This is a genomic window from Paracoccus sp. (in: a-proteobacteria) (assembly GCF_047973135.1).
Taxonomy (GTDB): domain Bacteria; phylum Pseudomonadota; class Alphaproteobacteria; order Rhodobacterales; family Rhodobacteraceae; genus Paracoccus.
The window spans coordinates 64,370-76,970 of the sequence record NZ_JBKEBL010000028.1; the positions used below are offsets into that span (position 1 = coordinate 64,370).

The window sequence follows — 12,601 nt, forward strand, 5'->3', positions numbered from 1 at the left end:
CTTGCGCCATGAGTCACGCCGCCCCCCGCAACCTGCCCGCCGCCGCACCCTTCTGGATGTCGGTCGTCATGGTCCCACTGGTGGCGCTGGCCGCCGCGCGGGGCGGCTGGTGGTGGGTCATGCTGCCGACCTATGCGTGGTATCTGACCACCGGGCTGGACGCCGTGATCGGGCTGAACCGCGACAACCCGGATACCGATACCGCGACCAGCCAATTGTTCTGGCATCGCGCCGTCACGATCATCTGGTTCCCGCTGCAATTCGTAACGATCTTTGGCTGTATCTGGTACACAACCCACGGCGCGCATCTGTCCGGCCTTGAAAAGATCGGGCTGTTCTTTGGCATCGGCGTCATGTCGGGCACCATCGGCATCGTCTATTCGCACGAGCTGATGCACCAGAAACCCGCCATTGAACGCTGGCTTGGCGATCTGCTGCTGGCCACGGTACTGTATTCGCATTTCCGGTCCGAGCATCTGCTGGTCCATCATTCCTGGGTCGCAACGCCGCGCGATGCCGTGACCGCGCGCTATAACGAAGGCTTCTATCGCTTTCTTTTCCGGGTACTGCGCGACTGCCCGCGCAGCGCGTGGCGGGCCGAGGCATGGCGACTGTCCCGGACCGGGCGCAAGCCGTGGGACATTCGCAACCCGTTCTGGCGCTATGGCCTGCTGCAATCTCTGATGCTGGCGCTGGCCCTTGCACTTGGCGGGATGGCGGGGCTGATGCTGTTCGTCTTTCAGGCCTTCATTGCCGTCTGGCAGGTCGAACTGACGAATTATGTCGAACATTACGGCCTGACCCGGCGGCATCTGGGCGAGGGGCGGTACGAACATGTCCTGCCCCATCATAGCTGGAACGCCAGCCACGCGGCCTCGAACTGGCTGCTGATCAATCTGCAACGGCATTCGGATCACCATTACAAACCCGACCGGCGCTTTCCGCTGTTGCAGACCTATGCCGGGGATCAGGCCCCGCAACTGCCCTTTGGCTATCCGGCGATGACCTTCGTGGCAGGCATCCCGCCTCTGTGGCGTCGGCGCATGAACCCAAAGGTCAGGGCGTGGCGGCGGCAATTTTATCCCGATATCGAGGATTGGAAACCCTATAACCTGCCCGGTGCCCTGCCCATGCCCCGCAACGCCCCATAGGCCGCGCCCGCAATCATCCACTGACCCTCCTGTGTTACGCTTGTCATCAGGATCGTCAGGACATTGATGCCACAGTTGGTATAGATGACGGAAGCCAATTTGATCATCAAATTGGCGCAGCATCAGCGTAAAATCGAATGGTTACGGCCTGAAAACATAATCAAAAGAAAGTCGTCAGACTGTATTGCCTCAGGTCAGCCTTCAAGGCCGTTGGCATAGCTGGCGGAAGCAGATTCTGATCACCAAACCTGCGCGAGCCACAGCGTCAGATCAACAGGTCATGGCCAGGCAGGAAAATCCTTTAAACGCGTCTGGCAACATGACTTCGACTTTGCAGGGCCTTGCCCGAAAGCAGGCATCCGTTTTTCAACGCTCGCCCTGTCCGGCGCGGGTGATCAGCCCGTATTTCAGGAAAAACAGCACACAGCGTTCCACGGTCAGTACGTTCCAGCCCAGTTCCTTCGCCAGTTCCTTGACGGTCACACCTCGGCCCGCCTGCCGGGCAAAGGCCTCCAACGTTTTTTCCAGCGTTCCGGGGGTTTCGGCGGGCTGGCCGATCCCGGCATAACGGCGCGCCTGAAGAATCAGTTTCAGCCTTGCCGGGGTGCCCGAAACGAACAGCCGGTCACGATCCCGATCCAGACGGCCGCTGGCATAACTGGCGAACAGATCTGCGGGCGATGGCGCGACGGGATTGAAGCGATCACCCGGCTCGGGCCGGGTGGCGTAAAGGCGGCGGATTGCGGCAAGTTCCGCCCAGAAATCCTGAAGGCGCGGCACGACCATGCGCCAGTCATAATCGGCCCGCGCCCGAGCCTGCCCCGCAGCACCCATCCGGCGCCGCAAATCCGCATCCCGCGCCAAAGTGGTAAATGCATCCGTCATCTCGGCCAGGTCAATCTGCGTCAGCATCGACAGGCGGTTGCCATATTGGGGATAGCTGAATTCACCCGACAGATGGCCCCTCCCCTCGCCCGCAGCGGCGGCGCTGCCGACCATGCGGGTGGAAATACGCATCCCGACTTCGGGCGGGATCGTGTCGCGCATCCCGTCCCAATCGGACACCACTACCGGAAGGCCCGCCGCCATCGCCTCGATCGGCGCAAGACCAAAGGTTTCCTGAATATTGTCGATGGGAAAGGCAAAGATGTCACCGCCCGACAGGGTTTCGGCCCGCGCCACCGGGTCGTCGCCCGGCAGATGCAGAAAGCCCACATCCGGCATCAGCAGCCTTGCACAATCCTCAAAGACCTGACGGCTGTGGTTGTCGGCGTAAAGCCCGCAGGCGACATAATGCAGCCGCCGCTGCCCGGCCAAAATCCCGGCGGCCTGTTGCAGCGCGATGAACATCGGGCCGGGATCGAATTTGCCATAGGGCAGCAGCCGCGAAATGGTGACGATGGCGACATCGTCATCATCCCAGCCCATACGCCCCCGCAGCGCCGCCCGCGCCGCCGGATCATGGGCGAAATCGTCGCAATTGATGCCCAGGGGAATGACTGGCAATTGCGGGCGCGGCGGAACAAAGCCAAAACGCGTGCGCAGAAAATCGTCCGCAATCTCGATATTGCGGACGGTGGCGGCCCGCACCGCGCGCGAGGTACAGATCACCGCGTCCCATTCGGCCTGCGGCCCGGCGCGCAGATCGAAAAAGCCGCGCATCACCGCCTGTGTCGCCGTGGTATGGGTGATCCCGCAGATCGAATGGTTGTGGCGGCCAAAGCTTTGCCGCTGCCAGCACAGATTGGCAAAATTGGGTGCCGGATAATAGATCGTGCCCACCGGCGACAGCTTTCGCAGATCGCGTTCGGACACCGCGCGATGCGTTGCGTCGGGCGCATAGCGGTTTTTCTGCGCCAGAAATTCGTCCCGCGCAGCGTCGGTCTGCGCGACAGTCACAAATTCATCGACGGCAGCATGGCGCAGAAACCCCTTGAGGAAAGAGGCCCCTGCCACCCTGCGGCCATTGATTCCCTTGCCATCGGGATCGTAGCCGTCGCCACCATACCAGATCGCTGCGTTCTGTTCAGGCCCAGCCATATGTCCGAATCCGGATAAGAGATCCCTGCACTAATCAGCAATTTCATAACACCATTGCGCGATCAAGTCTGTCAGAAAACAATTATAAATCTACATAACGCCTTCGAAGGTCAGCGATGCACCTTTCAAGGGCTTCCGGTTGATTCCATGCGCCGCGCGCAGCATCTGTTTGACCGCACGAAAATGATCCGTCCTGCGAAACAGCGCATTATCATGCCGCAGCAGCCCGGTATTCAGATCAAAGCCGGAAACCGAAATATCCGGATATTTCTTCGGCCTTTTACGGATGGCCTTGCCAAGCGGGGTTTCCGGGGATAGCGCGATCCGGTTTATCACGATCCGGTCGATATAATCATGGTGACGCGACAGGAAATTCGCGGTCTGAAGAACATCTTCCGGTCGTTCGCCCGGATAGCCGATGATCGAGGTCATACGAACACTGATCCCGGCCTCGGACGCATAGCGTACAAAGGCCGACAAAGAATCGGCATTGGTGCCCCGCGCCATCATGTTGAGGACATTCTGCGAGGCGGATTCCAGCCCGGTCGTAATCCGCGACAACCCCGCCCGCCGCGCCTCTTTCAACTCGGACGGGCCAAGGCCGTTGCCTCCATTGACATTGACATGAACCGAAGCCGTCCATTCGCAACCCGGAACCGCGCCCTGCGCCCCATCGATCAGGCCATGCCAGATCAACGGGTTCGAGTTGAGCTTGAGGTCCAGAAAGGTGAAAAGCCGACTGTCATGGCGTTGGTTCTGAAACCGCATCTCGTCAAGAACGTTTGAAATCGAACGGCTTCGGAAGGTTCTTCCGGCGGCAGTCGCCACGTCGCTGCAAAATGTGCAGACCCCCCAGCCGCAACCGCGCCCCGTCATCATGGGAATAATGCGGTTCGGGTAGCGGTTCCACGGGAAATCGGAATAATCCGGAAACGGGATGCGATCCAGCGCAACGAGCGGCATGGCGGCGACGACCTGACCGGCCGCGGGCAGGACAAGGCCGGGCACAGCGCGCCCGTCCCCGCACAAGGCTTGCAGGATATCATCCAGATATTTCTCGGCCTCTCCGACAAACACAGCGGAAAGCCCTGGAATTTCCAGCCATTCCTTCGTCATTTCGACCGAGGTAAACATCGGGCCGCCCACCAGGACGGGCACGCCATGTCTGCTGGCCTCGGCGCAAATCGCCCGGCAGACATCGCGATACATCGTATAGGCCGAGATGACCAACAGATCCGTGCCGCGGCCAAGTTCTGCCCGGATGGCGTCAAGAGTCGCGCCCTGCGCCTTTTGCGTGGCGGGGCTTTGCTGCCTCGCAAGCCAGCCCCGCGCCCGGCGTATGGTGGAAGAAGCGCTGACTGCGGTGGCGTGACGCAGCACCGCCTCGTGATAACCCAGCATATGCGGGCGCTTGATCCGGCGAAAACCGGGAACGCCGACCGCCAGAGGTGAAATGACACTGACATCATGTCCCGAGGCGCGGAGAATGGCAGATATATAACCCACCGACATCGTGGGATAGCGAGAAAAATTATTCAAATCAACGACAGAAATACGCATTATAAGCAGGTTCCAAAGAAAAATGAATACGAAACCGTTTTGTATTTTGATCGGCCCCAAGAATGCAAGCGGGAAAATCAAAAAATATCAGCCCGTCATTAAAATGGACTTATCTGTTTGAATTAATGAACCGCAAGCCTGGCTTATAAAGACCCCGCCATGCGAACATGGCGGGGCAAGGTGGTTCCGCCAGCGGGTGCGGCGGAACGACGGCGAACCGTGTGTCCGGATTCAGTTGGGGCGCGAGACCTCGCCCTCCATCTCGGCGCGGATCTGCTGACGCAAGATGTCGATGGGGATCATCTTGCCTTCGCGCCGAAAATGCCAGTAGGTCCAGCCGTTACAGGATGGCGCGCCCTCAAGCGCGGCTCCGACCTGATGGATGCTGCCCTTGACGTCGTTGCCGATCAGGCTGCCATCCGCGCGGACCTTGGCCTTGTGGCGGTTGCCGATCGAGAACAGTTCCTCGCCCGGACGCAACATGCCGCGTTCGATCACCTGCCCAAAGGGAACACGGGGTTCGGCACGCTTGGCTTTGGTGGTGGCAAGGGCATCGGCATCAAAGCGGCGAATGCGGGACAGGCGTTTTTCGGCGACGGCGCGATAGGCAGCCTCTCGTTCGATGCCGATGAAATCGCGGCCCAGCATCTTGGCGACGGCGCCGGTGGTGCCCGTGCCAAAGAATGGATCCAGCACGACATCACCGGGATTGGTGGTGCCGACCAGAATGCGATGCAGCAACGCCTCGGGTTTCTGGGTCGGATGGGCCTTGTCTCCCTTGCCGTCCTTCAGCCTTTCGCCACCGTTGCAAATCGGGATCACCCAGTCGCTGCGCATCTGGACGCCTTCGTTCAGGGATTTCAGCGCCTCATAGTTGAACGTATATTTCGAGCCTTCGGACTTGCTGGCCCAGATCATCGTCTCATGTGCATTGGTCAAACGCTTGCCGCGAAAATTCGGCATCGGGTTCGATTTGCGCCAGATCACGTCATTCATGATCCAGTAACCCTGATTCTGAAGCTCGGCCCCGACGCGGAAGATATTGTGATAGCTGCCAATCACCCAGATCGCGCCATCGGGTTTCAGAATGCGGCGCGCGGCGGCCAGCCAGTCGCGGGTAAATTTGTCATAGGCGGCAAAGCCCGAGAACTGATCCCAGTGATCATCCACCGCATCGACCCTGGAATTGTCGGGCCGATGCAAATCGCCCCGCAATTGCAGGTTATAAGGCGGATCGGCAAAGATCAGATCCACGCTGTTTTCAGGCAGCGAGTTCATGATCTGGATGCAATCACCAGCAAGGATCTGGTTCAGCGGTAGGGGCCGCGCGGAATCCACGCGTTTTTCTTTGGTTTTGGTCATCTGTCTGCCTCTGGGGTCCGCCGGCTTGTGCCGATCTGCTATAGCACAAGGATGATTCAGACATGATTCGGCGTCAATTTCTTTTTTGAATCAACGCGTTGAAGTTTCATCTTTACACAAGATATTGTGGACCGGTCTGAACGAACGCCTATGGTGAGGGGTCACACCCAAATCTAGCAGGGCGCGTTTATGCGCGGGCGTGGGATAGCCCGCGTTCACATCCCAGCCATAGCCGGGATATTGTTGCGCCAAATCCACCATGATGCGATCGCGCAACACCTTGGCGACGATCGAGGCCGCCGCGATCGACAGGCTGCGAGCATCGCCCTTGACCACCGCCTCGGCGGGCAGGGTCAGATCGCGGGGGATGCGGTTGCCGTCGATCAGCGCGTGGCAGGGCGGAATCCGCAGGCCCGCCACCGCCCGGCACATGGCCAGATGGGCGGCGTGGTAAATATTCAGATCGTCGATTTCGGCCACGCTGCAATGCGCAACGGACCAGTCGCAATGCGCCATGATCCATTCGGCCAGCGCCTCGCGCCGGGGGGCCGTCATCTTTTTGGAATCGTTGAGGCCATCGGGGATATTTGCCGGGTCCAGAACTACTGCCGCAGCCGTCACCGGCCCGGCAAGGGGGCCGCGCCCGACCTCGTCCACACCGCAGACACGCCGCGCCCCGGCCCGCATCGCCGCCGCCTCGAAACTGAAATCGGGCAGGCTCATGCGATGATCGTCACGGGCGGGATCGACCGTTCCTCAAGGTTCAGCCCTTCGCCCTGCCGGTCCACGACCAGAAAATCGGCGGCGCGATCCAGCGGTGTCAGCACGCCGTGCCAGACGCCCGCGCGCAGGTTCACCCCCATCCCCGAGGGCACCAGAAAGGCCAGCGGCACGCCGGGTTCGCCGTCCACACCGGGCGCGACGACCGACAGCCACGGGTCCGGCCCCAGCGGCATGAAAGCCTGTGACCCCAGCGGGTGACATTCCAGCAGCGTGCACCGGTAAGGCAGGTTGACCGGCTGCGAGCGAAAGATCGAGATGATCGCCTCGCCCCCGCCCCGCTGCACTGTGGCCAGCGCATGATGGCGCTCGCATCGGCCCTGATTGATCATCATGTCGGCGACGACGCGCGGCGTCAGCAACTGGCCAAAAGGGGCAAAGGCATCTGCGGTGATCGGCTGAGCGGTGATCGTGGTCATGGCACCCCGTTCTAGCGCAAGGCCGCAAGGCCGTCGAGGATCCGCGTGCGGATGGCGCAGGTCAGGGCCGGGCTTGCAAAGCGCGCGGCCTCGGCCCGCGCGGCGCGGGACATTTCCCGGCATTCGGCAGGATGATCGCGCGCCCAGGCCAGCTTTTCCTCAAGATCGTCGCAATATCGCGCCAGCGGGATGTAATGCTGCCAGGGCCTGAAGCGACCGGAATAATAGACCTGCCAACCATCCTCTTCCTTCAGCAGAACCGAGCGGCTGTTCACCGAAGCCATGAAATTCGAGCCGTGGTCATAACCCGCCATGCACAGGCGATAGCGGAACCGGTTGAAAAAATCCGCGTTCTGGCGCGGACGACAATAAGGGGCCAGAAAGGGATCTGCGGCGAATTTGCGAAAGCTCCAGGCCATGACGACGCCAAGATCATAGTCGGGGTTGTCCCAAATCCGCCTCACGACCGCAAGGCGGTTGGTTCGTGCAAGACGGTCCCACGCAACGGCACGCGCGGCGGGATCGTCGCCTGCGGCGCCAAGCTGGCGCAAAAAGACATGCGAGGCGGGACCGGGGCGCACCCCCTCGCGCCTTTCGCTGCCCGAGATCATGCCGCGCCAGACCAGTTGATCGCGCTTGTCGCCAAAGGGGACCGGATCGGCACCGTCATCGGCGTGAAAGCCCGGAAAGCCGGGGCCGTAATGGCCGGGCAAGGGCCAAAGGACCACGTTCCGCGCATCGTCGCGGCGGTTGTGGCACAGCACCGGACAGGGCAGCGGATCCCCTTGGGCAGAACCGATCCACCGCGAATCCTCCATGTCGATATGCACCGGGTCGCGCCGCCCAAGCCGCAGAATGTCGTTGATCACGCCCTCGGCGCGCAGCATCTTGACCGGCGCGTCGGGGCGGGTGACGGCGATGTCATGGGCGTGACCCGGCTGCGGACCGATGCGGATCGGCAGACGTTCGCCCGACAGGGCGAGAACCCGGCGATCCCCGTCCCATTCACAGTAAAAGCGCGACACGCCCCGCAGTGGCACAAAGGCGGGCCGCGCGTCGCGCAGGCAGAAAGCGGCGACATCCTCGACAAATGCCTCGTCCTGCTGGCGCGGGGTGGCAGGCGCACGCTCGGCCACCCGCAACAGGCGCTGGTCCAGCGTCAGGGCGGTTTTGGGCCACCAGCCCGCCATGCCCGCCCCTTTTGGCATGGGCAGGAATGCCGACAGGCGGCGGCACAGATCGGCAGGCGTTTCGGCATCCAGATCGACACGGATCAAGGCCGGATCGTCACCGAAAAACGCCTCTACCTGTTGCAGATGATCGCGCCAGTCGGCGGCCCACAAATCGGGCAGGACAACCGGTTCCACCTGCCGGTGCGCGGCCTCGGCCTGCGCGGCAGGGCCATGGGTCATCCGGTCCAGAAGCCAGTCATCCATGTTGCGCGTGGTCAGGATGAACCGCGCCTGCGGAAAATGGCGGCGCAGTACATCAAGGCCGCGCCAGCCGGCCAGAGGCGGCCTCCACCACGGTTCCAGCCGGTAAAGCCCGGTGAACAGCCGCGCCTCGGGCCATTTCTGGAACGGCGGCCAGCCGGTCACGCTGGCCCAGGCAATATCCGCTGCCAGTCGGCCATCCTCGTGCCGGGCGACCTTGTGTCCGTTCTGGTGAAACAGCCTCGCAAGAGCCTCGGCCCCGCAGTGATCGGGACTGATGTGCAGGAAACGCACAGAGTCGGTCATCTGCGGGACAGATGCTTCTGCCGGGGCAGAAGGACAGTCAGCACACCAAGCGCAGGCAGGAAGGAACACAACAGGAATACCGTCGGCAGACCCTTTGCATCGGCCAGCACCCCAAGCGCGGCCGCCGAAATGCCACCCATCCCGAATGCAAAGCCAAAGAACAGCCCGGCAATAGTGCCTGTCCGGCCCGGAACCAGTTCCTGCGCATAGACGATGATGGCTGGAAAGGCCGAGGCCAGCACAAGCCCGATCACGAAGGCCAGCATCCCGGTCGCGATCAACCCGACATGCGGCAGGGCCAGCGTGAAGGGCAGCACGCCCAGGATCGAGAACCAGATCACTTGCAGCGGCCCGACCCGGTCGCCGACCACACCGCCCAGCATCACCCCCGCAGCCATGCCGACCAGGTGCAAAAACAGCATGATCTGCGCCCCCTGCGCATCCAGGCCGAACTTGTCGATGGTGAAAAAGGTGAAATAGCTGGTCATCGACGCGCCATAGACGTTCTTGCTGAAGGTCAGCAGCACCAGCACCAGAATCGAGCGGATCACCAGATCGCGCGGCAGGCGCAGCGCCGTGTCGCGATGCCCGCCCGATGCCCGGCGACGGCCATCCGCCCACAGCCCCACGCGATACAGCAGCCCCGCCCCCAACGCCGCCGCGACCGCGAACCACGCCACGGCCGGACGCCCCAGCGGCACAACGATGAAAGCGGCCAGCAGCGGCCCCAGCGATTGTCCGAAATTGCCGCCTAGCTGAAAAAGTGACTGCGCAGTGCCGAATCGCCCGCCCGAGGCCAGCCGCGCCACACGCGAACTTTCGGGGTGAAACACGGCCGAGCCGATGCCGATCAGCATCGCCCCCGCCAGCAGCATCCCGTAACTGCCCGCAAAAGCCAGCAGCAGCACCCCGCAAAAGGTCGATCCCATCCCCAGCGACAGCGAGCGCGGCTGGGGGTGACGATCTGTCACGGCCCCAATCGCCGGTTGAAGCAGCGAAGCAGTCACCTGGAAGGCCAGCGTCATGATGCCGATCTGCGTGTAGGACAGGGCAAATTCCTGCCGCAAAAGCGGATAAATCGCAGCAAGCATTGACTGCATTACATCGTTGATCAGGTGGCAAAGGCTGATCGCCAGCAGAACCAGCCAGGCAGTGCCCGATTCGGGAGAACGCGCCATTCCGAACCGCTCAGTTGACTGGATACTCATCGGAAACCTCGGTTTTTTGCACCTCTGGTAGCACTAGCCCTTTAAAAAGCACAGGCAAGACGTTACAACTGAGGGGTTGATAATCGGTAAAAAAATAAGCCGGAAGTCGTTTTACATCGTTCTTATGACCATTTCGACAGGTTCTCATATTAATCTGCTGCTCTATGAATATGACTGTTGGGATTAACAAACACAAAATCTATTATGACAGAATTTCCACTCTCCGTTGTGCGCACACTACAGTCGAATGACACCGACACGGGTGCGAAAAGAATGAACACCTGGCAATCGGTTCGCAACCTTGTTCTGGAACGAATTCAGGCCCGTGAGTGGGCCCCTGGTGAACTGATTCCCACCGAACAGCAACTGGCGAACCAGTTGGGCTGTGCCCGCGCGACGGTGAATCGCGCATTGCGCGAACTGGCCGAGAGCGGCCTGATCGAGCGGCGACGAAAGGTCGGCACACGGGTGACGACGACGCCATCGCGCCGGACGACACTGGAAATCCCCCTGATGCGCCACGAGATCGAGGCGACGGGCGCGACCTATTCCTATCGGCTGATGGGATTCGAGCGCGGCAACACCAATCGCTATGCGCAGCGCGCCCTGCAACTGCGCGCGCATCACGAAATGCTGGTGGTCAAGGGGCAGTATCTGGCCGATGACGCCCCGCATTGTTGCGAAACCGTCTGGCTGAACCCCTCCAGCGTGCCAAAATTGCAGCGCGCCGATCTTGAGGATCAGCCCGCGCATGAATGGCTGGCGCGCAATGTGCCGCTGACGCAGGGGCGGTTCTCGATCCTGGCAGACAGCGCCACGGGCGATTGCGCAACCAGCCTGTCGATCATGGTGGGCACCCCGGTTCTGGCGATCGAACGGCTGAATTGGTCCGACAAGACGCCCGTTTCCTTTGCGCGGCAATACTATCCGCCGCGTCACCGGCTTGTGTCCGAGGATTAGTGCCCCATCGCGGCAGGTAACAAGGTGGACAGCGCCGGAAACAGGATCAGCACAACAAGGACAAGCAGGTCCAGCATCAGGAACCGCGCCACGCCGTGATAGACCACCCCAAGCCCGGTGCCTCTTGTGACGCCGGAAATGACGAACACGTTCAGGCCGACTGGCGGCGTGATCAGTGCGATTTCAAGAAGTTTGACCAGTATCACGCCAAACCAGATCGGATCCATCTCATAGGCCTGGACCAGCGGCAGCAGCAGCGGCAGGGTCAGCGCAAGAATGCCCATCGGTTCGATGAACATGCCCAGAATCAGGCAGATGATCGCGCATAGCGCAACGACGGTCAGCGATGACAGCCCCATGGCATGCGCAAGACCGACCATGGCCTGATCCGTCCCGGCAAGCTGGATGAACCCCATGAACAGCCGCGCCGCGACCAGCAGCGCCAGCGCCATCAGTGTCTGTCCGGCGGTTTCGCGCAAGACGAGCCACAGATGCTGTACGCTTAGCCTGCCCTGCCACAGCCCGATCAGCGCAACCAGCACCACGCATATTCCCGCCGCCGAAACCGGTGTCAGAAAACCCCGGAACAACCCCGCGATCAGCACCAGAAACAGCAAGGCGGGCGGCCACAGGGCGATAGTGGCCTGTAACCGGCTGGCTCTGGCCGGCTGGCGGGGGACAGGGGCGATGTCCGGTTCCTCGGCCACCCACCACAGGATCGCCAGCAGCATCGCGGCCAGCGACACAAGCCCCGGCAGGATCCCCGCGATGAACAGCCGGGCAATTGGCAGATCCGCCAGCAGCCCGTAAAAAACGAACAGCAGCGAGGGCGGGATCAGCGCCCCCAGCGTACCGCCCACCGCCACAGCCGAGGTCGCAAGCCGCGCGTCATAGCCCTGACGCAGCATCTCGGGAACGCAGATGCGGCCCATGGTCGTGGCACAGGCGACCGATGACCCCGAGATGGCGGCAAAGCCTCCGCAGCCCAGAACCGAAGCCATGGCCAACCCCCCCGGCACATGTCTCAGCCAGACCGCCGAGGCGTCATAGATGCGGGTCGAGATTCCGGCATAAAAGGCCAGATTGCCCAGCATGATGAACAACGCCACGATCATGACGGTTTCAAGCCGCAGCAGCTCGCGCAGCATCGCGGACATGTCGGTGACGGTTTGCCCCAGCCCGTGCCCGATCAGCGGCTCGATCACGGCCAGCCCCCCGACAGCCACGACCGCGACCGCAGGCGCAATCTGATTTCGCAGCGCAAGCAGCAGGCCAAGGGCACCGAAGGCCAGAAAACCCAGCAGAGACGGCGTCACGCGACACCCCGTCGAGGCACCAACCCGATCACCCGGCAGGTTCCGGCGGCGGCTGCGGTGAACCGG

General features: G+C 61.8%; 10 protein-coding genes. 2 read left to right on the forward strand and 8 right to left on the reverse strand.

Annotated features, from left to right (window positions below; all coding sequences use genetic code 11):
• The first annotated feature begins 8 nt into the window (after nucleotides 1–8).
• Nucleotides 9–1,151: an alkane 1-monooxygenase gene (locus tag ACK5L9_RS02515; RefSeq protein WP_416909869.1), complete on the forward strand. Its 1,143-nt coding sequence runs from the start codon at nucleotides 9–11 to the stop codon at nucleotides 1,149–1,151.
• Nucleotides 1,152–1,517: 366 nt separating this feature from the next.
• On the opposite strand, the gene ACK5L9_RS02520 is transcribed toward ACK5L9_RS02515, so the two are convergent.
• The 7 genes from ACK5L9_RS02520 to ACK5L9_RS02550 all read right to left on the reverse strand — a co-directional run bounded on the left by ACK5L9_RS02520 (nucleotide 1,518) and on the right by ACK5L9_RS02550 (nucleotide 10,229).
• Nucleotides 1,518–3,191: a glycosyltransferase family 4 protein gene (locus ACK5L9_RS02520; RefSeq protein ID WP_416909870.1), complete on the reverse strand. Its 1,674-nt coding sequence runs from the start codon at nucleotides 3,189–3,191 to the stop codon at nucleotides 1,518–1,520.
• A 90-nt stretch (nucleotides 3,192–3,281) separates the two neighbouring features.
• Nucleotides 3,282–4,697 (reverse strand): B12-binding domain-containing radical SAM protein, encoded by a 1,416-nt coding sequence (locus tag ACK5L9_RS02525; protein ID WP_416909871.1) that lies wholly within the window; start codon nucleotides 4,695–4,697, stop codon nucleotides 3,282–3,284.
• 285 nt (nucleotides 4,698–4,982) lie between these two features.
• Nucleotides 4,983–6,113, reverse strand: a complete 1,131-nt coding sequence (locus tag ACK5L9_RS02530) for a site-specific DNA-methyltransferase (RefSeq protein WP_416909872.1) — start codon at nucleotides 6,111–6,113, stop codon at nucleotides 4,983–4,985.
• A gap of 90 nt (nucleotides 6,114–6,203) precedes the next feature.
• The gene (locus ACK5L9_RS02535; protein WP_416909873.1) at nucleotides 6,204–6,836 is read right to left on the reverse strand and encodes a ribonuclease HII; all 633 of its coding nucleotides are present in this window, start codon (nucleotides 6,834–6,836) and stop codon (nucleotides 6,204–6,206) included.
• Complete coding sequence (locus ACK5L9_RS02540) at nucleotides 6,833–7,312, reverse strand: ureidoglycolate lyase (protein WP_416909874.1); 480 nt, start codon at nucleotides 7,310–7,312, stop codon at nucleotides 6,833–6,835. The genes ACK5L9_RS02535 and ACK5L9_RS02540 overlap by 4 nt, the downstream gene beginning before the upstream one ends.
• An 11-nt stretch (nucleotides 7,313–7,323) precedes the next feature.
• On the reverse strand, nucleotides 7,324–9,051 hold the full coding sequence (locus ACK5L9_RS02545; protein WP_416909875.1) for a glycosyl transferase family 90: 1,728 nt from the start codon (nucleotides 9,049–9,051) through the stop codon (nucleotides 7,324–7,326).
• Nucleotides 9,048–10,229, reverse strand: coding sequence for an MFS transporter (locus ACK5L9_RS02550; protein WP_416909876.1), 1,182 nt, complete (start codon nucleotides 10,227–10,229; stop codon nucleotides 9,048–9,050). The genes ACK5L9_RS02545 and ACK5L9_RS02550 overlap by 4 nt, the downstream gene beginning before the upstream one ends.
• 303 nt (nucleotides 10,230–10,532) lie before the next feature.
• Here ACK5L9_RS02550 and ACK5L9_RS02555 point away from each other — a divergent pair, with 303 nt between their 5' ends.
• The gene (locus tag ACK5L9_RS02555; RefSeq protein ID WP_416909877.1) at nucleotides 10,533–11,219 is read left to right on the forward strand and encodes a GntR family transcriptional regulator; all 687 of its coding nucleotides are present in this window, start codon (nucleotides 10,533–10,535) and stop codon (nucleotides 11,217–11,219) included.
• Here the strand turns inward: ACK5L9_RS02555 and ACK5L9_RS02560 are convergent.
• Nucleotides 11,216–12,535 (reverse strand): TRAP transporter large permease, encoded by a 1,320-nt coding sequence (locus ACK5L9_RS02560; RefSeq protein WP_416909878.1) that lies wholly within the window; start codon nucleotides 12,533–12,535, stop codon nucleotides 11,216–11,218. The two genes, ACK5L9_RS02555 and ACK5L9_RS02560, sit on opposite strands and share 4 nt — an antisense overlap.
• Nucleotides 12,536–12,601: the final 66 nt, after the last annotated feature.

Coding starts and splice junctions, on each gene's coding strand:
- ACK5L9_RS02515 (WP_416909869.1), top strand. CDS start 9: ATGAGTCACGCCGCCCCCCGCAACCTGCCCGCCGCCGCACCCTTCTGG.
- ACK5L9_RS02520 (WP_416909870.1), bottom strand. CDS start 3,191: ATGGCTGGGCCTGAACAGAACGCAGCGATCTGGTATGGTGGCGACGGC.
- ACK5L9_RS02530 (WP_416909872.1), bottom strand. CDS start 6,113: ATGACCAAAACCAAAGAAAAACGCGTGGATTCCGCGCGGCCCCTACCG.
- ACK5L9_RS02535 (WP_416909873.1), bottom strand. CDS start 6,836: ATGAGCCTGCCCGATTTCAGTTTCGAGGCGGCGGCGATGCGGGCCGGG.
- ACK5L9_RS02540 (WP_416909874.1), bottom strand. CDS start 7,312: ATGACCACGATCACCGCTCAGCCGATCACCGCAGATGCCTTTGCCCCT.
- ACK5L9_RS02545 (WP_416909875.1), bottom strand. CDS start 9,051: ATGACCGACTCTGTGCGTTTCCTGCACATCAGTCCCGATCACTGCGGG.
- ACK5L9_RS02550 (WP_416909876.1), bottom strand. CDS start 10,229: ATGGCGCGTTCTCCCGAATCGGGCACTGCCTGGCTGGTTCTGCTGGCG.
- ACK5L9_RS02555 (WP_416909877.1), top strand. CDS start 10,533: ATGAACACCTGGCAATCGGTTCGCAACCTTGTTCTGGAACGAATTCAG.